A 21,549-nucleotide genomic window follows, 5' to 3' on the forward strand; every position below is an offset into this window, starting at 1 on the left:
CCGACTGATGACCTTTGACGAGATTCTGGCGCAAGTGACGAACGATTCTGCGGTGATGCCGGAGGGGTGGGGGCAAGGCCGCGCCTGCTTTGGCGGTGTGGTCGGTGCGGTCATGTATGCGCCGCTGGGGCGCCTGATTACGGATCGGCCGGTGCGCTCGATCACCGTGTCTTTCGTGGGGCCGGTAGCACCAGGGCCGGTGACGCTGGAAACCGAGATACTGCGCACGGGCAAATCAGTGACGCAGGCGCAGTGCCGGCTGGTCCAGAACGGCCAGGTGCAAGCGGTGTTGCTGGCGAGTTTCGGCAAGGCGCGTGAGTCCACCATCAGGGTGCCGGCAGCCAGGCCGCCGCAGATCAAAAGCCCCGATGAGGCTATGGCGCTGCCGCGTGTGAAGGGGCTGGTGCCTGATTTTGCGTTGCATTTCGATATGCGCTGGGGCGAGGGCGATGCACCATTCAGCCGCAGCGAGCGAGGCATGCTCGGTGGCTGGGTACGCTTTGTCGAACCGCAGGAAAATGACGGCATCGAAGCGCTGCTGGCACTGGTGGATGCCTGGCCACCTTCTGTGCTGCCGATGTACAGCCAGCCGGCGCCGAGCAGCAGCCTCACCTGGACCATCGAATTCCTGCAGGAGCAACCTGAGACGGATCAGTGGTGGCAGTATCACGCCGACACCGAATATGCGGCCGACGGTTATTGCCATGCGGCATCGCAGTTCTGGAATGATCGCGGAGAGTTGGTGGCCATCAGCCGCCAGACGGTAACGGTGTTTATCTGAGTTGATGAGCAAGGCGGGCCTGGCCCGCCTTGCTATTATTGATCTGGCGAGATGCGTGGGTCGCTACCTTCGCTCTCCTGCAAGTGCGTAAGCACGTTGGCGAGGCGATCCACGAGCACCTTGTTGATGGCCTTGTCGAGAATGCGGGCCAGTTCCGCGCTGACCACCATGTCGGCCAAGGGTCGGACGCGCTGGATGAAGTGCGCCAGATTAGGCACGTCTTCACCTCGGGGCAGCTCACTGTCGCCGTATTTCTTGTCGATCAGGTGGGTGGTGACCAGCCGCACAAAACCATCGGCGATGCGATCCACCTCGAGCCGTACCTTGTTCACCTCGTCCAGCAGTGCCTCCAGCGGAATGCCCGCTGCGCTCAGCTCCCGGCCGGCGTTGAGAATGCGCGGGCTGGGGACCCGCAGGCGATCCGCCTCGGGAATGATATAGCCGAGCTGTACCGCCTTGAGCAGCACATCCTGTGTCAGTTGATCGCCGAAATATTCCAGCAGCTCTTCATAACTGATGTAGGAGGGCGCTTCGTCGCTCCAGGGGCTGGTGACAACCACTTCCAGGCCGAGGATGTCGTTCAGATCACGGCCTTGTTCCCAGGCGGTGAGCAGGTCGCGGATATTGGCAAGGGTAAAACCGCGGTTCAGCAGCTGGCCGATGATGCGCAGGCGCGCCAGATGTACGTCCGAATAAATACCGGTGCGGCCACGCTTTTCCGGTGGCGGCAGCAGGCCACGATCCTGATAGGCACGCACATTGCGCACCGTGGTATCGGCGGTGCGGGCAAGCTCGTCGATGGTAAATTCCAGCCCCTCGCGGTGCTCCACCGGCGCGGCCGGCTGGCGCACGAATTTGCGCAGGCTCTGGAAGATCGCGGTTGGGGTCATTTGCGTTGGCTTCATGGCGGCGATGATAACGAGGATTGTGTTTCATCACCACCGGCACAGGCGGCCGGCCAGCCGGAAAATGCCCGGCGGCACGGCCGCGCAGGCTCAGCGGCGACGTTTTGTCGGGCGGCGCGCACCGGTGTCACGCGGGGGCAGGCCGGTATGCTGGGTCAGCATCCGGCCCCGACCAGCAGCAGGCTGGCGGGCCGGGCGACGCTCACGGCCTTCCGGCTGGCTGGCCGGGATCAGCTGGTGCTCGCCGTTGCCGATCAGATCGGCGCGCCCCAGCGCTTGCAACGCTTCGCGCAGCAGCGGCCAGTTGGCCGGATCGTGATAGCGCAAAAAGGCCTTGTGCAAGCGGCGCTGGCGCGGGTCTTTGACTGTGTGCACGCTCTCGCTCTTGTAGGTGATCTTGTTCAGCGGGTTCTTGCCGGAATGATACATGGCGGTGGCGGTGGCCATGGGCGACGGATAAAACGCCTGCACCTGATCTGCCCGGAAACCGTTACGTTTCAGCCACAGGGCGAGGTTCATCATGTCTTCGTCGCGGGTGCCCGGATGGGCGGCAATAAAATACGGAATCAGGTACTGCTTCTTGCCCGCTTCGCGAGAAAACCGCTCGAACATGCGCTTGAACTCGTCGTAGGCGCCGATGCCAGGTTTCATCATTTTTGACAATGTGGCGTCTTCGGTGTGCTCTGGCGCGATCTTCAGGTAGCCGCCGACATGGTGTGTGACCAGCTCACGTACGTACTCGGGATCGGTAATGGCGAGATCGTATCGCAGGCCGGAGGCAATCAGCACCTTGCGCACACCGGGCAATTGCCGTGCTTCGCGATAAAGCTGTGTCAGCGCCGAGTGATCGGTATCCAGATTTTCACAGATGCCGGGATAGACGCAGCTCGGTCTGCGGCACGCCGCTTCGATTTCCCGCGACTTGCAGGCAATGCGATACATGTTCGCCGTCGGACCGCCGAGATCGGAGATGATGCCGGTAAAGCCGGGCACTTTATCGCGAATATCCTCGATCTCGCGCAAAATAGATTCCTGCGAACGGTTCTGGATGATGCGCCCTTCGTGCTCGGTGATGGAGCAGAAAGTACAGCCGCCAAAACAGCCGCGCATGATATTCACCGAAAAACGGATCATGTCGTAGGCCGGGATGGTCGCATCGCCGTAGCGCGGGTGCGGCACGCGTGCGTAAGGCAGCCCGAACACGTAGTCCATTTCTTCGGTGGACAGCGGAATCGGCGGCGGGTTGATCCAGATATCCTGTTCGCCATGGCGCTGCACCAGGGCACGTGCATTGCCAGGGTTGGTTTCCAGATGCAGCACGCGGTTGGCGTGCGCGTAAAGCGCTGCATCGGCACGCACTTTTTCAAAGCTCGGCAGGCGAATCACGGTGCGATCGCGATCGTGGCGGGGGTGCCACTGCACCACCACGGCCTGTTCTGCGTTCGGGTCGATCTGTACGGCGTTGCGTTTTTCCAGCTCGCAGCTGTCCAGTTCCCGGGTGTTCACATACGGATTGATGATGCGGTCGATATGGCCGGGCCGGTCAATGCGGGTGGAATCCATTTCCAGCCAGCCGTCGGGGGTGTCCTGCCGGATAAAGGCGGTGCCGCGCACGTCGGTGAGGTGACCGATGGCTTCACCTTGCGCCAGCCGATGCGCGACTTCTACAACGGCCCGTTCGGCGTTGCCGTACAGCAACAGGTCAGCGGCGGCATCCATCAGAATCGAGCGGCGCACTTTGTCCTGCCAGTAATCGTAATGGGCGATACGGCGCAACGAGGCTTCGATACCGCCGAGCACGATCGGTACCTCCGGGAAGGCTTCCCGGCAGCGCTGACTGTACACCAGCGAGCAGCGGTCGGGGCGTTTGCCAGCTTCGCCGCCGGGCGTGTAGGCATCGTCCGAACGAGGTTTGCGGTCGGCAGTATAGCGATTGATCATCGAATCCATGTTGCCGGCGGCGACACCGAAAAACAGGTTCGGCTTGCCCAGCGCAGTGAAATCGGTGGTGTCCTGCCAGCGGGGCTGGCTGATGATGCCGACGCGAAAACCCTGCGCTTCGAGCAGCCGACCGATAATCGCCATGCCGAAGGAAGGGTGATCGACGTAAGCATCGCCGGTGACAATGATGATGTCGCAGCTGTCCCAGCCCAGCTGATCCATTTCCGCACGAGACACAGGTAGAAAGGGCGCGGTGCCGAAACACTCGGCCCAGTACAGCGGGTAATCGAACAGCGCCCTGCGGGGGCGGGGGATGGCTACAGCGGGCGAGGACATCGGCGATTTCCTGAATTGGTAAAAGCTGGGCAGCAATGCTGCCCAGTGTACCTGAAATCAGGCGCCGCAGGAGTCAGTGTGTGCGTTGACGGCGTGCCTCGCGCCAATGGGTGCGCAGTGCGCGAGCGGTCAGCGCGGGCGCCTCCAGCATCGGCAGATGGCCAACATCCTTGAAGATGCAGGTGCGTGCATGCGGGATCAGCTGCTTGAACGAGGCGGCGCAGGAGACATCAAGCACCTCGTCGCAATCGCCCCACATGATCAATGTCGGGCACTGGATCTCGCTGAACAGATCTTCCGGGTGCTCCTCAATGTGCAGGATATCCCGGAAAATACGGTGGTTGACCGGATTGCGGTGCACCATTTCCCGATACAGGATCGGCGTCAGCAGCGCGCTGAGGCTGGCCCGGTTGCGGCGAGTGGTGATACGGAACAGCCGCGCTACATCCAGCAGGCTGGCAGGGATCAGCGGATTTTCGCCGCGCATCAGTGCCGCCTCGAAATCGCTCATGTTTTCGCCGCGCATGCCGGCCGCGTTCATCAGCGTCAGGCTGAGCACTGCCTCCGGCGCGCGTGCGGCCACAATGCCGGCGATAGCGCCGCCCATGGAGTTGCCGACGATATGAACAGGCCCGGCTTTCAGCAAGCCGAGCATCCGGTGCACGCGCTCGGCCTGAGTGGCCAGCCGGTAGTTGGAGCTGGCGATGAAATGGCTTTCGCCGAAGCCGGCGAGATCGGGAATGATCAGCCGGTAGCGGCTGGCCAACAGGCCGGCAAGAAACAGCCAGTTTTCCTTGTTGGCGCCAAAGCCATGCAGTAACACCACTGCTTCGCCATCATGGCGGCCGCCCTCAAGATAGGTAATCCGATGCTGATCAAGCCACAGATGGCGGCGTTTGAGGCCGGACACCGCAACCTGGCTGCGCCGTGCGAAGTTCCAGATGGAGCGGGCAGGGCGCCATTGCGCCAATACTTCGGCATCCGGGGGGGTGCTTTGTGCCAGATAGGGCTGGCCCACGGTTTCCACGAAGGAGTGGATCAGTTCATGGCTGCTGCTGTTCTTCATATTATGCTGGCCTCGCTCGATTCTGGCCGATGTCAAAGCGCCCTGACAGGGCAATCAGCATGATAGTGGCTCAAACCGTTACATCGTTCGATGTCACATTGGGCCATAATCAGGCGAGCGCAGCGCAGCATCCTGGAGAGCGCCGTGGCGAAAAGGCAAACCGGCCACGGCGGTAAAGCAGCGTCAGGCAGCGTTTTGCGCCGGCTCCAGGCGTTCAAGCTCGGCGCGCCAATAGGCCACCAGCGCACTGTTGTCGTCCTGCCAGGGGTGAAAACCCGGCCGCAAAAACTGCAGGAAATCAGGCACTGTGCGGGTTAGCAAGCCGCGTGCGCCGAACAGGCGCCAGGCGCCCCGTGCCAGCACCAGCGGGTTGCGGTGCAGCCGATCCTGCTTCAGAAATGCCCAGGTATATTTCGAGGTATAACTGGCCAGCGCCAGTGTGGCTGCCAGCAGCACGCGCACCCGCAGCAGGTAATCTGCGCCGGTGACATCCTGGTAAAGATCGAAGGCGACCGCCTTGTGCTCGATTTCCTCAATTGCGTGCCACATCCACAGGGCGCGCACTTCCGGTGCCATGCTCTGCAACAGCTCCGCATCTTTGAGCAGCCGGTTGGCGAGAATGGCAGTGATATGCTCAAGCGCGGCGGTGGCAGCCAGCTGCCGTTTGGGCGAGAGGCGTTTGCGGCCCTCGCCGATCAGGTAGCGAGCGAGCTTTTGCCCTCCTTGCGCCTGTTCGGCATAGCCTTGCGCGGCCAGCATTTTGTTGAAGCTTTCATGTTCCAGCGAGTGCATGGCTTCCTGGCCGATAAAGCCGGCGATTTCCTGCTTGCGCTCCGGATCGGTGACGTGATCACGGAAAGCGCGCACGGAATCGACAAAGAAGCGTTCGCCGTCCGGAAAGGTCAACGATAGCGCATTGAGAAAGTGAGTGAGCACCGGGTCGTTATCGAACCAGTGTCGCGGAACCCCGGCGAAATCAAAATCCATCCGCTGTGGCGTGATGGGCAGTGCGGCGGCCGGTTTCTTGCGTGACGACATGATGCGGCTTCTCCTGCATGATTCTTGGGTGCTCGTCAACCGGCTTTACCCGGAGCGGCACTCGTCTTATGTTGGCCGCGCACGCTCAACAAGTCTGGTATTCGGAGGCCAATTACCGGTGACTTCAGGCCAACCCAAAAAACGGCTGCCCCTCAATCCGGGGGTGCCGGCCATTTATCTGTTGCTACTGTGTGATGTGGTGCGCGGCCTTGGCCACGATGACGGCACCTTGCTGCAAGGGCTGGACGTCACGCGGGCGGGGCTGTTGCAGCCGGATGCTCGGGTGCCGGTCGCCATCTGCCATACCGCCTGCCGCCGCGCGGTGGCGCTGGCCGGCCATCAGGGGCTGGGGCTGATCTATGCCCGGGCATTGAAAGTCACGTTGCATGGCCCGCTCGGCATGATGGCGCTGTCCAGCCCCTCGGTGGGCGCCGCCATCGATGCGGCGGCGCGTTATATCACTTTGCGTGCGCCTTTTCTGACGGTGCGCCATGAAACAGAAGGGGATACTGCCGTCATCACCTTCGAACCGCGCTGGGATCTCGGTGATCTGGAAGTGTTTTTGCTGGAGGTGATGCTGGTCAGCCTGGCGCATATGGCCGAACAATTACTTGGCGAGCCGGTGGCCGGCGCGCAGATTTGCTTTCGCAGCGCGCCGCCACCGTATCTGGCCGCCCAAGCGGATAGCGTGCCGGCATTGTTGTGCTACGAGCAGCCGGCAAGCCAGTTGCGGGCGCCGTTGGCCGCGTTCGACGCCGCGCCGCGCCTGGCCGATCCCGCTGTGGCAGCGTTGGCGCGTGAACAGTGCGAGCAGGAATTCCGGCAACTGGCCGAGGGTGCCGACAGTGTCGTGGAGCAGGTGGCGCAGCAACTGCGCACGATACCGGAAGGCGTGCCGCTGCCGGCGCTGGAACAAATGGCGGCGACGCTGCATTTGTCCAGCCGCACTTTCAAGCGTCGCTTGCAGCAGGAGCAGGCCAACTATCGCGATCTGCTGGAGGCAGAGCTTCAACAGCGGGCGGTGCGCTTGCTGAGCGAGGGCCGGTTGGGGATTACCGAGGTGGCGTATCAGTTGGGATACAGCGACGTTTCCAATTTTTCCCGTGCATTCCGGCGCTGGACGGGCAAGGCACCGCGCCAGTGGCGCAGCGAGCGTTCCTGAAAAGCAGATATCAGCGCAGGTGCCGGAAAGCACCCTGCCAGAGAATGACTGCGCGCAACCGGATTACCGAAAGGCGAACAATGGTGCGTGTGCGCCATAGCAACTGACATCAGAAAAATCCGTTTTAAAAAAATTGCCGGGCACCAGAAAACACTCAGGGCGGGATTTCCCGCCCTGAGTGTTTTGGTGCTGGCTGACCAAGAATGATCAGGTATCCGAGCCGCTTTGTTCCATCTCACGGCGGGCTGCTTCCTGCTGCCGGCGCAGTACACGCGGGTCGTTGGATGCACGCGCAGGGCGCCCGGCGGGCTGCTGCGGTGCTTCAGCCTTGACGACAGCTTGCTCGGCTGCTGCCGCTGCTGTCGCTGCTGGTGCAGCCTCGGTTGCCGTCGCAGCACTGTTATCCTCAGCGGGCTGCTTTTCAGTGCCGGCTACAGCGTCAGCGCCTGTCTCCGCGCTTTGCTGCTGCGTGGTGCCTTGTTGCGCAGAGTTTTGCGGAGCGGAGGCTCCGTTAGCTGCAGTGGTTGCCGGCTGGGCCAAGGGCTGTTGTGCAGCTTGCGTCGAGGGCTCTCTTGTTGATTGAGCTGAGGGCTCTTTTGCTGGCTGAGCTGATGGCTCTTTCACTGTTTGCGCTGAAGGCTCTTGTGAGGAGCGAGCTGAAGGCTCTTGTGCCGAGCGAGCTGAAGGCTCTTGCGCCGCAGCGTTCGTCGATGGCTGCGCGGTTGCGCTTTCAGTTGCCGTGGCCGCGACGCTGTCTGCTGCCGCCTCAGTTTCTGTCGCCGTTACGCTTTGTTGCTCCACAGCGCCAGCCTCGGCCTTGGCCGTGGCCTCTGCTGCGTTTTTCCCGGTAGCAGACTCAGGGGCAGGCTGTGGTGCGCTGCCTTGCGATATCGCAGCGGGCGCGTCGGCGTTGTTCGAGCTTGCAGAGACGCCCTTGCGCTCGCTGGCGCCGGTGTCTGCTTGTGCTGCTCCTGCGTGCTGTGCGGCAGCAGGTGCCGGGGCCGGCTCTGTGGTGGCGCGAGCCGCTTTTTCCTCGGCAGCGGTTTCAGCGGCCACTACCGCAGCGGCCGAGGCAGCCACGGCATCGCTCTGCTGTTCCTGTTCAGTCTGGCGGCGCGGGCGCTGCCGTTGGCGCAGGGGGCGTTCGTCGCGGGCGCCTTGCGGCCGCCGCTCGGCGCTGTCCTGCTCGCGCACGGTGTTGTGGTCATCGTGCTCGGCGTCGCCTTGTGCTGCTGCTCTATCGGCGGTTTCCTGACGCTTGTCCTGATTGTCGGCATTGCCACCGCGGCCACGGTTGCGGCGGCGACGGCGCCCGGTGCGCTCTTGCTGGCCTTCTGCCGGTGCGCCGTCGGCGCGCGGGGCTTGTTGCGGGCGCTCCTGCGCGGCGCTGCTTTCAGCGTCGGCGTCCTGACGGGCAGGGCGCTCGTTGCGGGTTTCATGCCGTGGCGCGTCGCTGCGTTCACGTTGTGGCTTGTTGCTGTCACGTTCACGCGGGGCGCGCTCATTGCGGTTACCGCCGTCATCGCGGCCATCGCGGCCGCGTGTCGGGCGCTCGTTGCGTTGCTCACGGTTTTCATCGCGATTTTCGCGACGATTGCGCGGTTCCTGGTTGCGGCGCGAGCGCTGATTATTGCGGCCATCGGCGCGACGGCCTTGCGGCGCGTTGTTCCGGCGCGGCTGCCGTGCCGGTTTCTCCGGCTTGGCATCGCTCTGGAAAATCTGCGCCAGAAATGCGAAGAAGCGGGCCCACAGGCTCGGTTCAACAGTCGGTTTGGGCTTCGGTTGTGGCGGTGCGGTATCCGGTGCGACCAGCTTGACGGCGGCTTCCTGGCGCTTGATTTCGGTGTCCTGCGCGGCAGCCAGTACCGGGTCTTGCTCGCCTTCGAGCAGGGCCACTTCATGGCTCACCAGCTCTGCCTGCACCTGATCATCGCGGATGCGCTGCACTTCAAAGTGTGGCGTTTCCAGATTCTGGTTGGGAAGGATCAGCACGCGGGCCTTGTAGCGTGCTTCGATGTCACGCAGTGCCTGGCGCTTTTCGTTCAGCAGATAGGTGGCCACGGCCACCGGCACCTGGGCATGAATCTCGCCGGTGCGCTCCTTCATGACTTCTTCTTCGACCAACCGCAGGATCGACAGCGCCAGTGATTTCACATCGCGAATGTGGCCCTGGCCGGTGCAGCGCGGGCAGACAATACTGGAGGTTTCACCCAGCGACGGACGCAGGCGCTGGCGGGACAGTTCCATCAGGCCGAAGCGCGAAATGCGGCCGATCTGCACGCGGGCACGGTCGGCTTCCAGCGCTTCGCGCATGCGCGTTTCCACATCGCGCTGGTTGCGTGACGGTCCCATGTCGATGAAATCGACCACGATCAGCCCACCGATATCACGCAACCGCAGTTGACGTGCAATCTCGTCGGCGGCTTCGAGGTTGGTCTGTAGGGCCGTCTCTTCGATATCGGCGCCTTTGGTGGCACGGGAGGAGTTGATATCAATCGACACCAGCGCTTCGGTGGGGTCGATCACGATCGAGCCACCGGAAGGCAATTTCACTTCGCGCCGGAACGCCGTCTCGATCTGGGATTCGATCTGGTAACGGGAAAACAGTGGTGTGTCGTCGCGATACAGTTTGATCTTGTGCGCGAAATCGTTCATCACCTGGCTGACAAAACCATTCGCCTCGGCGAAGGTTTCTTCGGAGTCGATCAGCACCTCGCCGATGTCCTTGCGCAGGTAATCGCGGATCGCACGGATGATGACGTTGGACTCCTGGTAGACCAGAAACGGCGCCTGCCGCTCGGCTGCCGCCGTGCTGATGGAATCCCACAGCTTCAGCAGATAGTTGAGATCCCATTGCAACTCTTCGGCGGAACGACCCAGGCCGGCAGTGCGCACGATGACGCCCATATCCTGCGGGATGGCCAGCGCGTTGAGCGCTTCCTTGAGTTCCTGCCGCTCTTCCCCTTCGATACGGCGGGAGATGCCGCCAGCGCGCGGGTTGTTCGGCATCAGCACCAGATAGCGGCCGGCAAGGCTGATGAAGGTGGAGAGGGCGGCGCCTTTGTTGCCACGCTCTTCCTTATCCACTTGCACGATCACTTCCTGGCCTTCGCGAATCACATCCTTGATGTTGACGCGGCCCTGAAGCTCTTTGGGTTCTTTGCTGAAGTACTGGCGGGAAATTTCTTTCAGAGGAAGAAAACCGTGGCGCTCTGCACCGAAGTCGACAAAGGCCGCTTCCAGGGACGGCTCGACGCGAGTGATCTTGCCTTTATAGATGTTCGCTTTTTTCTGTTCCCGGGTGCGGTGTTCGATGTCCAGGTCGTAAAGACGTTGGCCATCGACCAGCGCGACGCGCACTTCTTCGGGGTGCGTCGCATTAATGAGCATGCGTTTCATGTGTCTACCACATTCAGTGGCAGCCAGCGCAGAGTGCCCGTAACACGGGCGGCAGACCGGGGCAGGGCACAAACAGCTTGCCAATACGCCCAGTTTCCGGCGCGGGGATGGCCCCGCCGGGCTGGTCGTGGGGGCCGAAAACATGGGCCCTGACTGCTTGCATCGCTGATCCCCGTGATCTTCGCGGAGAGTCACGCCGGCTCGAACAAAAGTCTGGCTGTCAGGCCAGGGTTGCGCAAGCCGCTGGTATTGTTGCAGGCCGTGCTCGCTGTGGCGATCGTCCCGCAAGGCAACGTGTAACGTATGCTTCCGTAATGTCTGTCGCCCACGGATACAGGGCGTCTCTGCAGGCCACCAGGTTGTTGTACCGCCATCCTCGCAATAGGGCGTCTGGATGGCGCCAGGTCAGTCAATCGGTGTAATCCTGCGACGCGGCGCACAGGCGCTGCGTCCTTACTGTGTTCGCTAACAATGTGTCGGGCGGGGACGGGCCGTGTGGTCGATCACCACGCTGGAGCAACCGCAATATGCTGAGGCGGGCTCGGGGCGCGGCGCCCACAGTTGCCGGCGAATGTTCGCATCGCGTCGCCGGGGCCGTTTCCTGGCCGACAGCCGAGTGTAGCAGCAGTATGACAGTGGCATCAATCAGATAGCACGCCCGGCCTGGCCGGTGGTCGTTTCTGCCGGTTTCGGTGACAGCAGCGCTGGCAGCGCCTAGAATCGCCGCCATGCCCGAGACTCCCGCTTCCATGCCGGCCCTGCCGGCCGTCAGCCACGTGCAGATCGACGCCGAACGCGCCGGCCAGCGCCTGGATAACTTTCTTATTGCCACTCTCAAAGGGGTGCCGCGGTCCCGTATCTATCGCATCATCCGCGACGGCCAGGTGCGCGTGAACGGCCGCCGGGCAAAGCAGACCCAGCGCCTGGAGGCGGGCGACGAGGTGCGCATTCCGCCAGTGCGGGTGGCCACCAGCGATGCGCAGCCGCCGCCGGTAGGCCAGGCGCTTGCGGAGCGGCTTGAGCGCAGCCTGATCCATGAGGATGAATGGCTTTGCGTCTACAACAAGCCGGCAGGGCTGGCGGTGCACGGTGGTAGCGGCATCAGCCTGGGGCTGATCGAGACACTGCGCTTGCTGCGCCCGACCGAAGCAACGTCGCTGGAGCTGGTGCACCGGCTGGATCGCGACACCTCCGGCGCCATCATGGTCGCCCGCCAGCGCAGTTTCTTACGCCGTGTGCAGCGGCTGATGCAGGCGGGCGGCATTGAAAAGCGCTATTGGCTGCTGTGCCGTGGCTTTTCCGGCACGCAGAAAACCATCGAAGCGCCATTGCTGAAGCAGTCCTACGGCAATGAGCGGGTGGTGCGGGTATCACAGGAAGGCAAGGCCTCGCGAACGGATTTCCGCCTGCTGGAGCGTTTTGGCGACGTGGCGCTGGTGGAGGCCACGCTGGGCACCGGGCGCACCCACCAGATTCGCGTGCATGCGCGTTTTGGCGGCTTCCCGTTGCTGGGCGATGACAAATACGGCGAGCCGGCAGTCAATCAGGCGTGGAGCGAACAGGTGGGCAGCACACGCATGTTTCTGCATGCCCGCTCGCTGGTGCTGCGCCATCCCGAGACGGGTGAGCAACTGGTATTGGAAGCACCACTGGACGAAGCCTTTGACCAGGCGCTCGGTCATTTGCGTGGCGCTACGGGCGCAGCCATGACGCTGCCGGCGGCTGCGTCACAGGCGCCCCGTAGCAGCGCGAGGGATAGCCGCCCAAGGGATAGCAGTGCGCCGGCGCCCGGCAGGGCGAAGGGCGGGGCAAAGAAAGCAACCGCGCAGCCCGCGCCTGCGGCGCGCCGCGTGCCGGCCGGCAGTTCGCCCCGGCCAGCAACGGCATCGCGCCGTGGCGCCGGCGCTCCGGCTGGCCGTGGCACAAAAGGTGGCGCTGCACGAGGGGCAGGGCGGCGCAACAGGACACGAGGCTGATGAATTATTCGCTGGTTATCTTTGATTGGGACGGCACGCTGATGGATTCCACCGGGCGTATCGTCAGTTGCCTGGCCGCAGCCGCAGCCGACGTGGCATTGCCGCCGCTGCCGCCGGAGCGGCTGTGCAGCATTATCGGCCTGGGGCTGTTCGAGGCGATCCGCGAGCTGTACCCGCAGGCGCCGGAGCCGCTGGTGCAGGCCATGCGAGATCGTTATGCGGTGCATTTTATTGCCGCAGAGGCGACGCCCAGCGCCTTGTTCGAAGGAGTACTTGAGACATTGACGGCTCTGCGCGCCCACGGTGTCAGCATGGCGGTGGCGACGGGCAAAAGCCGCCGCGGGCTGGATCGGGTCTGGAGCGCCACTGGCCTGGGGCACTGGTTTGACAGCTCGCGCTGTGCCGATGAAACACGCTCCAAGCCGCACCCGGATATGGTGCTGGAGCTGGTCGCCGAACTGGGCCATGAACCTGCACGCACTTTGATGGTCGGTGATACCAGCTTTGATCTGGAAATGGCGCAACGCGCCAGTGTCGACAGGGTGGGCGTGACCTACGGTGCTCACCCGCCGGAGCAGCTGGCGCTTTATCAGCCGCTGATGCTGCTGGAGCGAATTGACGGGCTGCTGCCGCTGGTCACCGGCGCCAGGCCGCAACAGGATATAGCCACAGGAGTTGCACTGAATGAGCCAGTACAGGGATAACGAGCCGGGCATGACGCGGCCGGAAAGCCATCGCGAATGGCAATTGATCGAGAAGCTGGTGTTGTCGATGCAGGACGAGCAGCGGCGCCAGCGCCGCTGGAGCATTTTCTTTCGCGCCGCCACGTTGGGCTATCTGGTGCTGGTACTGGTGCTGTTCATGCCGTTGCGGGGTGGTTTCAGCAGCGGGCTGGCGCCGGCGACGGACGAGCACACTGCATTGGTGGATGTGTCAGGGGTGATCGCCGATGGCGCCGAGGCAAACGCCGATGCCATCAGCCGGGGCTTGCGCCGCGCCTTCGAGGCAGAGCTGTCCAAAGCCGTGCTGTTGCGCATCAACAGCCCCGGCGGCTCGCCGGTTCAGTCCGCTTATGTGTTCAACGAAATCACGCGCCTGAAAGCGGAATATCCTGAGAAAAAGGTCTACGCGGTGATTACGGATATGGGCGCCTCCGGTGCTTACTATATTGCTGCCGCCGCCGACGAGATTTATGTCGATCCGGCCAGTATCGTCGGTTCCATTGGCGTGATCATGGCCGGCTTCGGTTTCACCGAGGCGCTGGAAAAGCTCGGCATTGAGCGGCGGGTGCAAACCTCCGGCGACAACAAGGCGCTGCTGGATCCGTTCCAGCCGCAGAACGCCGAGCAGCAAGCGCATTTTCAGCATCTGCTGGATCAGGTGCATGAGCAGTTCATCAATGCAGTCAAGAAAGGCCGTGGCGAGCGCCTTGACGCGGATGCGCACCCGGAGCTGTTTTCCGGGCTGGTCTGGTCTGGCATCGAAGCGATCGAGCTGGGCCTGGCGGACGGCACCGGCAGCCCCGGCCAGGTGGCGCGTGAGGTGATCGGCGCGGAAAAAATCGTCGATTATTCGGTGCTGCCCCATCCGTTCGAGCGCCTGCTGGGTGGATTTGGTGTCAGCGTCGGGCGAGGTATCGGCAGTGTGCTGGGCCTGGATAGCGCGCCGCTGCGCTGAAGCTGCACTCCGGGAGCAGATGCGGGCGCGGTTGGCCTGGCCACTGGTGTCGGTGATGATGTTGTCACTGGTGGCCTGTGCCGGGCCGACTGAGCGCCGCGATGGTTACCGCGTCGACCATTCTCATCGTGCCGACGCCTACAATTCACGGGTTCGCCATCTGGTGCTGCATTACACCAGCCATGGTGAGCAGCGTGCGCTGGCAACGCTGACCGGCCCTCGTGTCAGCAGCCACTATCTGGTGCCGGTGCCGGCACAGCAATCGGGCAGCAAGGCGCCGCGCATTTACCAGCTGGTGCCGGAGCATGAGCGTGCCTGGCACGCAGGTGTGAGTGCCTGGGGCACCAGCAGCAATCTCAACGACACCTCGATCGGTATCGAGATCATCAACGATGGCCCGGTGGCGACAGCGGAGGGCTGGGTCTGGAGTGCGTTTCCGGCAGCGCAGATAGAAGCCGTAATCGCATTGCTGCAAGACCTCAGCCAGCGTTACCAGATTGATCCGATCAATATTGTTGGCCACGCGGATATCGCGCCGCAGCGAAAGATAGATCCCGGCCCGGCTTTTCCCTGGCAGCAATTGTACCGCGCCGGCCTGGGCACCTGGCCGGATGCCGACGCCGTGCAGCGCCATCAGGCGCAGCTTCAGCAGACCCCGCCGTCGTTGCGTGATCTGCAAGAGGGGCTGGCGGCGTGGGGTTATCCGATACACATCAGCGGTGAGGCTGATGCGCAGACCTGCGCCGTGGTGCGCGCATTCCAGATGCGCTATCGCGCCACCGATTACCGGGGCGCGCCGGATCTGGAAACCGCCGCTATCCTGTGGGCCTTGCTGGAAAAATACCGGCCAGCCTTGCTGCCGCCGACGCGAGCAGCACCCTCGATAACGGGACGAACGCTTAACCAGCAACCGCCCACCGAGGCGGCCTGGGCCAACTGGGCAGTGAGCTGTCCGGCGCTTGTGCTGTCAACTGACGGGCGGTAGCAAGACGCCTTCTGCATGAAGAAAATCGGTAAGCATGATCAGCGGCAGCCCCACCAGCGCGTTGGGATCACGGCCTTCCAGTGCCTTGAACAACACAATCCCCAAGCCCTCTGACTTGAAACTGCCGGCACAGTTGAACGGCTGTTCCTGATCCACATAGCGCTCGATGGTGGCGCTATCCAGCCGGCGAAAATGTACGGTGAAGGTTTCGCAGCCGGTCTGATCGCGGCTACTGGCGTCGTTGTAAAGGCACAGGCCGGTCTGGAACACCACGCTATTGTTGCTGCTGGCCTGCAATTGGTGGATGGCGTTCTCCCGATTGCCGGGCTTGCCGAGGATGCTGCCATCGGCGGCAATGGCCACCTGATCCGAGCCGATCACCAGTGCGCCGGGATACTGCGCCGCCACTGCGCGGGCTTTCTCCCGTGCCAGGCGCATGACCAGCTCGACGGGCGTTTCGCCGGGCTGCGTGGATTCGTCGATGTCAGGGCTGTGGCAGCTGAAAGTAAGCCCCAGCCGTTGCAGCAGGCTGCGGCGAAAGGGCGAGGACGAGGCCAGCACCAGGGGCGGGCAAGGGATGCTCATGTCGGGCTCCTGTCATACGTGGCACGGGTTGATTCGGGCCACTTGCCGGCCCGGTTTCGGGCAGTGTAACGCCTTCGTTTTCGGCGTGCAGCAAAAGTCCTTTTTCATCAATGGTTTGGCAAGTGATATACGCTTTGACAGCGGGCGGCTCCGGCCCTAGAATTGCGCGCTTATGTTTTCAGGGCAATTGCCGCACTATATCGAGCCGCGCAAGCTGGCTGAGCAGGGCGGTTCCGTCAGTGGCCAGACCACAGTATCAGCGCTTCCCCGATTGGCCGAGTTCGGCCACAGCCAGGGTGAGCAGGTCGACGTCGCGCTTGATTTCGAGCGCAGTGCCGAAGACAGCCTGTGTACCGTGCAGGGCACAGTGAAAACGCGCTTGCAGTTGGTGTGCCAGCGCTGCCTGGAGCCGGTGATGTACGATATCACTGCGCGGGTCGGGCTGGCGCTGGTCTGGAGCGAGGAAGATGCCGAGCGGCTGCCGGAGCGGTTCGACCCCTGGCTGATGAGCGATGAAAAGCTGTCGCTGGTGCCGCTCCTGGAGGAAGAATTGCTGTTGGCGCTGCCGCTGGTCGCCATGCACGAGCAATGCCCGACCCCGCTGCGAAATACAGCGGCGCCGACACCGGCGGAAACAGAAATACCGAAAGAGCAAGCGGATAACCCTTTTGCAATACTGGCGACGCTGAAAAAAGACCGCCAGGAATAACAGGAGCGAACCATGGCAGTTCAACAGAATCGGAAAACCCGTTCCAAGCGTGACATGCGTCGCTCGCACGACGCGCTGTCCGGCCCGACACTGACCGAAGACAGCACCACCGGTGAAGTGCATCGCCGCCATCACATTTCACCCGAGGGAATGTATCGTGGCCGCGAAGTCATTCGACAGGTGGACGCGGACGACGACGAAGCATAAGTCAGTACCACCGAAACGGGAGCCAAGGCTCCCGTTTTTCTTTGCCAGCCGATTTTCCGGCCAGCCGGGGCAGAACGAAAACAGAGGGCTTGCATGGCAGAGTTGACGCTTGCTGTGGATGCGATGGGCGGCGACACCGGGCTAGCGGTGACGGTGCCAGCCGTGGCACAGCTGTTGAAGCGACACGCCACAGTGCGGATACAAATGGTCGGCCAGCCGGAGCCGCTGGCGGCGGCGCTGAAAGAAGCGCGCCTGGATAGCCATGCGCGGGTATCCATTGTGCCGGCCGCCGAGGTTGTCCAGATGGATGATCCGGTTTCCGTGGCGCTGCGAAACAAGAAAAATTCCTCCATGCGAATCGCCATCAACCAATTGCGCGAGGGCAATGCGCAGGCGGTGGTCAGCGCCGGCAATACCGGTGCGCTGATGGCAGTCAGCCGGTTTGTGCTGAAGACGCTGCCAGGCATCGAGCGGCCGGCGATCTGCACAGCCATTCCCACCCGTACCGGGCATTGCCACATGCTTGATCTTGGCGCGAACGTGGATGCGGAAGCCGAGCATCTGTTGCAGTTTGCGCTGATGGGCTCGGCGGTGGTGCGTGCGCTGGATGGCAACGAGACGCCACGGGTAGCCCTTCTCAACATCGGCGAAGAAGACATCAAGGGCAATGATCTGATCAAGCAGGCTGCAACGCTGTTGCAGGAACATCCGCAGCTGAATTATTGCGGTTTTATCGAAGGCAACGGCATTTTTGCCGGTGAAGCGGATGTGGTGGTGTGCGACGGTTTTGTGGGCAACGTTGCGCTCAAGACAATGGAAGGCACCGCCACCATGATCGGCCATATGTTGCGCGCCGAGATTGCCAGCTCCTGGCTGAAACGCCTTTCCGGGCTTTTGGCGTTGCCTGTTCTGCAGGGTCTGAAACGTCGCATGGACCCCGAGCGTTATAATGGCGCCAGCCTGCTGGGCCTGAACGGCATCGTGGTAAAAAGCCACGGCGGTGCAGGGGTGCCGGGCTTTCTTGCCGCCTTGCAGGTGGCGCTTCAGGAAGCCGAGCGTAACGTGCCGGCACTGATCGGCGCCACACTCGCTGCTGACGCCGGGGGCGATATACCCACAGCATAAGATTTTGTTGCAAGCGCGGCGCGCATCCCGGCGTCGAGATGCGCATAATGCCCGCCACCAGACATCCATGACGGAGCGGATGATCCCATGAGCAAGACTGCGTTTCTGTTTCCCGGCCAGGGCTCGCAAGCAGTCGGCATGTTGGCCGACTACCGTGACGAGCCTGTGCTGCAACACACGTTCAATGAAGCGTCTGGTGCGCTCGGCTATGACCTGTGGGCACTGATTCAGGATGGCCCGGCTGAACAGCTCAACAGCACCGATAAAACCCAGCCCGCGCTGCTGACTGCCGGCGTTGCCCTGTGGCGGTTGTGGCTACATCGCGGCGGCGCTCGGCCGGCCATGCTGGCGGGCCATAGCCTGGGTGAATACACCGCGCTGTGCTGCGCCGGCGTGTTCAGCCTCGGCGATGCGGTGCGGCTGGTGGAGAAACGTGGCCAGCTGATGCAAAGTGCGGTGCCGGCAGGAGAGGGCGCGATGGCGGCCATTCTTGGCCTGGACGACGAACAGGTGCGAGCGGCCTGTGCCGAAGCGGCCGCAGGCGATGTGGTCGAAGCCGTTAACTTCAACGCACCAGGGCAGGTGGTGATCGCCGGCTCGGTTGCGGCGCTTGGCCGTGCAGTGGAGGCCTGCAAGGCGGCGGGAGCAAAACGCGCCATGCCGCTGCCGGTGAGCGTGCCCTCCCATTGCGCCCTGATGCGTCCGGCAGCGGAGCAACTGGCAGCGGTGCTGGGCGAGCTGCGCCTGCACGCGGCCGAGATTGCCGTTATCAACAATGTGGATGTAACGGTGGAGACCGACCCGGCGCGTATTACCGAGGCGTTGGTGCGACAGCTCTATTCACCGGTGAGGTGGGTGGAAACAGTCCAGAAACTGGCGGCAGAAGACGTTACCCTGGCGTATGAATGTGGCCCGGGCAAGGTGCTGGGTGGGCTGGTCAAGCGTATTGATCGCAGCGTGGAGGTGGTGGCGCTGGAGCAGATCGAGGCGTTGAAAGCCGCCACACCCAATGGTTGAACAAAATCCGAGGAGTTCACATGACTGATTCAGCGCAGGCTCGTCTGGCCCTGGTAACGGGCGCCAGCCGTGGTATCGGCAAGGCGATTGCGGCGGCGCTGGTGGAGGCCGGCTTCACGGTCGTCGGCACTGCCACTACCGAAGCAGGCGCCCAGGCTATCAGCGAAACGCTTGCCGCCGCAGGCAATGCAGGTGGCGGCGTGGTGATGGATGTCAGCGACAGCAGCTCCGTGGCCAGGGCCATGGAAGCGATCCAGAGCCGCTTTGGCGCGCCGCTGGTGCTGGTGAACAACGCCGGCATCACCCGCGACAACATCATGTTGCGCATGAAAGAAGACGAATGGGATGCGGTGATCAATACCAATCTCAATGCGCTGTTTCGCGTCACACGAGCCTGCCTCAAGGGCATGACCAAGGCACGCTGGGGGCGCATCATCACCATCAGCTCCGTAGTGGGTGTGATGGGCAACGCCGGCCAGGCGAATTACGCTGCGGCCAAGGGCGGCGCAGAAGGTTTCAGTCGGGCGCTGGCTCGTGAGCTGGGCTCGCGGGCGATCACGGTGAACACCGTGGCACCGGGTTTTATCCAGACAGACATGACAGATCAACTTGCCGGCGGACAGCGCGATGCATTGCTGTCGCAGATTCCGCTGGGTCGTCTGGGGCAGGCTGAAGAAGTGGCTGGCGCGGTGGCCTGGCTGGCCTCGGAAAGTGCCGGTTATGTCACCGGGACGACGATTCACGTCAACGGCGGCATGTTCACAGGATGAGCACTTTTTGTGCTTGGGTTACAGGTTGTTGATATCTATAGCGAATAATTCGCAACAAAGGTGCCTTTTGGCGGTGGGGATCGCGGCTTGCATGGTCAAACAGCGTTCCCCTAGAATAGCCGCCTGAGGTGCACTGACACCACAACAGGAGAGAGTCAGGATCATGAGCAGCATTGAAGAAAGGGTCGCCAAGATCATCATCGAGCAATTGGGTGTCAAGCCGGAAGACGTCAAGCCGGAAGCATCCTTCGTCGAAGACCTCGGCGCCGACTCGCTGGACACGGTGGAACTGGTGATGGCCCTCGAAGAGGAATTTGAAACCGAGATTCCCGATGAGGAAGCCGAGAAGATCAGCACCGTGCAGGCTGCCATCGACTACGTCAAGCAACACGCCTCCTGATCTGGCTCTGGCCCGATCACGAAAAAAAGCCGCAGGTTCAGGTTCTGAACTTGCGGTTTTTTTTGTCCGGGCGGAAACCGGTCGATCACTGGCAGGGCTGATCCCTGTATTTCTGCACCGGCCATCGGTGCGCCCTCGGTAGCGGCACTTTGACACAAAGTTTCCGCCGTGCGGTAACTGGTTTTTTCGTATACTGCGCGCAATCTGTGGATGGAGGAAGGACAGTGGCAAGACGTCGTGTAGTCGTCACAGGGCTGGGTATGCTGAGCCCTATGGGGACCGATGTGGTGTCGGGCTGGGAAAATATCCTGGCGGGCAAGAGCGGCATTGGCACGGTAACTCACTTTGACACCGAGGGCTTGAGTTCGCGTATTGCCGGCCTGGTGCCAGAATACGATATCGAACAATACATGCCTGCCAAAGATGCCCGCAAGATGGATGTCTTCGTGCAGTACGGCATGGTGGCCGGCATCCAGGCGATCCGCGATGCGGGGTTGACCGATCAGGAAGCCGACGCTGATCGTATCGGTATTGCCATCGGCTCCGGTATCGGCGGCCTGACCGGTATCGAGGAAAACCACCGTAAGTTGCTGGAGGGCGGGCCGCGCAAGGTGTCGCCATTTTTTGTGCCGGGCAGCATCATCAATATGATCGCAGGCAATCTCTCGATCATGTATGGCTATCGCGGGCCGAACTTCGCAACTGTGACAGCTTGCACCACTGGTGCACACAGCATCGGGTTGGCCGCCCAGCAAGTCATGTATGGCACCGCCGATGTGATGATCGCAGGTGGAGCAGAAAAAGCCTCCTGTGCCTTGGGCATGGCGGGTTTTGCTGCGGCGCGGGCAATGTCCACGCGCAACGACGAACCGCACAAAGCCAGCCGCCCCTGGGATAAGGATCGCGACGGCTTCGTGTTGTCGGACGGGGCCGGCGTGTTGGTGCTGGAGGAATACGAACATGCGAAGGCGCGCGGCGCTCGCATCTATGGGGAGCTGATCGGCTTTGGCATGAGCGGCGATGCGTTTCACATGACGTCGCCGCCCGAAGACGGCGCCGGCGCCGCGCTGGCTATGCAGTGTGCGCTGCGCGATGCCGGTATCGCACCAGAGGAGGTGGGGTATATCAACGCCCATGCCACCTCCACCAAGGCCGGTGATATTGCCGAGATTCGCGCCATCCGTTCGGTGTTCGGCAGCCATGCCGAGGCGCTGGCGGTCAGCTCGACAAAATCCATGACCGGGCACCTGCTCGGCGCCGCAGGCGCTGTGGAGGCGATCATTTCACTGCTCGCCCTGCGCGATGGTGTGCTGCCGCCGACCATCAACCTCGACAATCCGGATGAAGGCTGCGATCTGCATCTGGTTCCCAATACCGCCGAAAAGCGTGAGGTGGATATAGTACTGTCGAACTCGTTCGGTTTCGGTGGCACCAACGGCTCACTGTTGTTCCGCCGCGTGTGAGTTGCCG

The 21,549-nt window shown here is 62.5% G+C and carries 19 protein-coding genes; 13 read left to right on the forward strand and 6 right to left on the reverse strand.

The genetic code is table 11. The features are described 5' to 3' along the window. Positions 1 to 7 precede the first annotated feature (7 nt). A complete protein-coding gene (locus tag MU846_RS00580; protein ID WP_246947198.1) occupies positions 8 to 781 on the forward strand; it encodes an acyl-CoA thioesterase in 774 nt (257 codons plus the stop codon). A 35-nt stretch (positions 782 to 816) separates the two neighbouring features. On the opposite strand, the gene MU846_RS00585 is transcribed toward MU846_RS00580, so the two are convergent. The 4 genes from MU846_RS00585 to MU846_RS00600 form a co-directional block, all read right to left on the reverse strand. Next, positions 817 to 1,671, reverse strand: coding sequence for a MerR family transcriptional regulator (locus MU846_RS00585; protein ID WP_246947200.1), 855 nt, complete (start codon positions 1,669 to 1,671; stop codon positions 817 to 819). A 105-nt stretch (positions 1,672 to 1,776) separates the two neighbouring features. Further along, on the reverse strand, positions 1,777 to 3,963 hold the full coding sequence (locus MU846_RS00590) for a YgiQ family radical SAM protein (protein ID WP_246947207.1): 2,187 nt from the start codon (positions 3,961 to 3,963) through the stop codon (positions 1,777 to 1,779). A 73-nt stretch (positions 3,964 to 4,036) separates the two neighbouring features. Next, positions 4,037 to 5,029 carry an alpha/beta fold hydrolase gene (locus MU846_RS00595; RefSeq protein WP_246947208.1) on the reverse strand — a complete coding sequence of 331 codons (993 nt, stop codon included), beginning with the start codon at positions 5,027 to 5,029 and terminating at the stop codon, positions 4,037 to 4,039. Between the two features lie 183 nt (positions 5,030 to 5,212). Further along, complete coding sequence (locus tag MU846_RS00600; protein WP_246947209.1) at positions 5,213 to 6,067, reverse strand: metal-dependent hydrolase; 855 nt, start codon at positions 6,065 to 6,067, stop codon at positions 5,213 to 5,215. A gap of 118 nt (positions 6,068 to 6,185) precedes the next feature. On the opposite strand from MU846_RS00600, the gene MU846_RS00605 reads away from it, so the two are divergent. Next, the gene (locus MU846_RS00605; RefSeq protein WP_246947210.1) at positions 6,186 to 7,229 is read left to right on the forward strand and encodes an AraC family transcriptional regulator; all 1,044 of its coding nucleotides are present in this window, start codon (positions 6,186 to 6,188) and stop codon (positions 7,227 to 7,229) included. A gap of 207 nt (positions 7,230 to 7,436) precedes the next feature. Here MU846_RS00605 and MU846_RS00610 read toward each other — a convergent pair whose 3' ends face one another. Continuing rightward, positions 7,437 to 10,628, reverse strand: a complete 3,192-nt coding sequence (locus MU846_RS00610) for an Rne/Rng family ribonuclease (protein ID WP_246947211.1) — start codon at positions 10,626 to 10,628, stop codon at positions 7,437 to 7,439. A gap of 728 nt (positions 10,629 to 11,356) precedes the next feature. Between MU846_RS00610 and MU846_RS00615 the strand changes: the two genes are divergently transcribed. From MU846_RS00615 to MU846_RS00630, 4 genes are read left to right on the forward strand one after another with little or no spacing between them, the layout of a single operon-like run. Continuing rightward, complete coding sequence (locus MU846_RS00615; RefSeq protein ID WP_246947212.1) at positions 11,357 to 12,604, forward strand: RluA family pseudouridine synthase; 1,248 nt, start codon at positions 11,357 to 11,359, stop codon at positions 12,602 to 12,604. After that, positions 12,604 to 13,308 carry an HAD-IA family hydrolase gene (locus tag MU846_RS00620; protein WP_246947215.1) on the forward strand — a complete coding sequence of 235 codons (705 nt, stop codon included), beginning with the start codon at positions 12,604 to 12,606 and terminating at the stop codon, positions 13,306 to 13,308. The genes MU846_RS00615 and MU846_RS00620 overlap by 1 nt, the downstream gene beginning before the upstream one ends. After that, positions 13,289 to 14,281, forward strand: coding sequence for a S49 family peptidase (locus MU846_RS00625; RefSeq protein ID WP_246947217.1), 993 nt, complete (start codon positions 13,289 to 13,291; stop codon positions 14,279 to 14,281). Before MU846_RS00620 ends, MU846_RS00625 begins: the two co-directional genes overlap by 20 nt. A gap of 19 nt (positions 14,282 to 14,300) precedes the next feature. Then, positions 14,301 to 15,266: an N-acetylmuramoyl-L-alanine amidase gene (locus tag MU846_RS00630; RefSeq protein ID WP_246947218.1), complete on the forward strand. Its 966-nt coding sequence runs from the start codon at positions 14,301 to 14,303 to the stop codon at positions 15,264 to 15,266. Here the strand turns inward: MU846_RS00630 and MU846_RS00635 are convergent. Further along, positions 15,249 to 15,851: a Maf family protein gene (locus tag MU846_RS00635; RefSeq protein WP_246947220.1), complete on the reverse strand. Its 603-nt coding sequence runs from the start codon at positions 15,849 to 15,851 to the stop codon at positions 15,249 to 15,251. The two genes, MU846_RS00630 and MU846_RS00635, sit on opposite strands and share 18 nt — an antisense overlap. A gap of 172 nt (positions 15,852 to 16,023) precedes the next feature. Here MU846_RS00635 and MU846_RS00640 point away from each other — a divergent pair, with 172 nt between their 5' ends. The 7 genes from MU846_RS00640 (at position 16,024) to fabF (ending at position 21,542) form a co-directional block, all read left to right on the forward strand. Next, positions 16,024 to 16,560 (forward strand): YceD family protein, encoded by a 537-nt coding sequence (locus tag MU846_RS00640; protein WP_246947222.1) that lies wholly within the window; start codon positions 16,024 to 16,026, stop codon positions 16,558 to 16,560. 12 nt (positions 16,561 to 16,572) lie between these two features. After that, complete coding sequence (gene rpmF / locus MU846_RS00645; protein WP_246947228.1) at positions 16,573 to 16,767, forward strand: 50S ribosomal protein L32; 195 nt, start codon at positions 16,573 to 16,575, stop codon at positions 16,765 to 16,767. 93 nt (positions 16,768 to 16,860) lie between these two features. Then, positions 16,861 to 17,892, forward strand: coding sequence for a phosphate acyltransferase PlsX (gene plsX / locus MU846_RS00650; protein ID WP_246947232.1), 1,032 nt, complete (start codon positions 16,861 to 16,863; stop codon positions 17,890 to 17,892). Positions 17,893 to 17,979: 87 nt separating this feature from the next. Next, positions 17,980 to 18,909 carry an ACP S-malonyltransferase gene (fabD, locus tag MU846_RS00655; RefSeq protein WP_246947234.1) on the forward strand — a complete coding sequence of 310 codons (930 nt, stop codon included), beginning with the start codon at positions 17,980 to 17,982 and terminating at the stop codon, positions 18,907 to 18,909. A 20-nt stretch (positions 18,910 to 18,929) separates the two neighbouring features. Then, positions 18,930 to 19,679 (forward strand): 3-oxoacyl-ACP reductase FabG, encoded by a 750-nt coding sequence (gene fabG / locus MU846_RS00660; protein ID WP_246947236.1) that lies wholly within the window; start codon positions 18,930 to 18,932, stop codon positions 19,677 to 19,679. Between the two features lie 163 nt (positions 19,680 to 19,842). Further along, positions 19,843 to 20,079 carry an acyl carrier protein gene (acpP, locus tag MU846_RS00665; RefSeq protein ID WP_246947238.1) on the forward strand — a complete coding sequence of 79 codons (237 nt, stop codon included), beginning with the start codon at positions 19,843 to 19,845 and terminating at the stop codon, positions 20,077 to 20,079. A gap of 224 nt (positions 20,080 to 20,303) precedes the next feature. Then, the gene (gene fabF, locus MU846_RS00670) at positions 20,304 to 21,542 is read left to right on the forward strand and encodes a beta-ketoacyl-ACP synthase II (protein ID WP_246947251.1); all 1,239 of its coding nucleotides are present in this window, start codon (positions 20,304 to 20,306) and stop codon (positions 21,540 to 21,542) included. Positions 21,543 to 21,549: the final 7 nt, after the last annotated feature.

Source organism: Alcanivorax quisquiliarum, assembly GCF_023051175.1.
Classification (GTDB): domain Bacteria; phylum Pseudomonadota; class Gammaproteobacteria; order Pseudomonadales; family Alcanivoracaceae; genus Isoalcanivorax; species Isoalcanivorax quisquiliarum.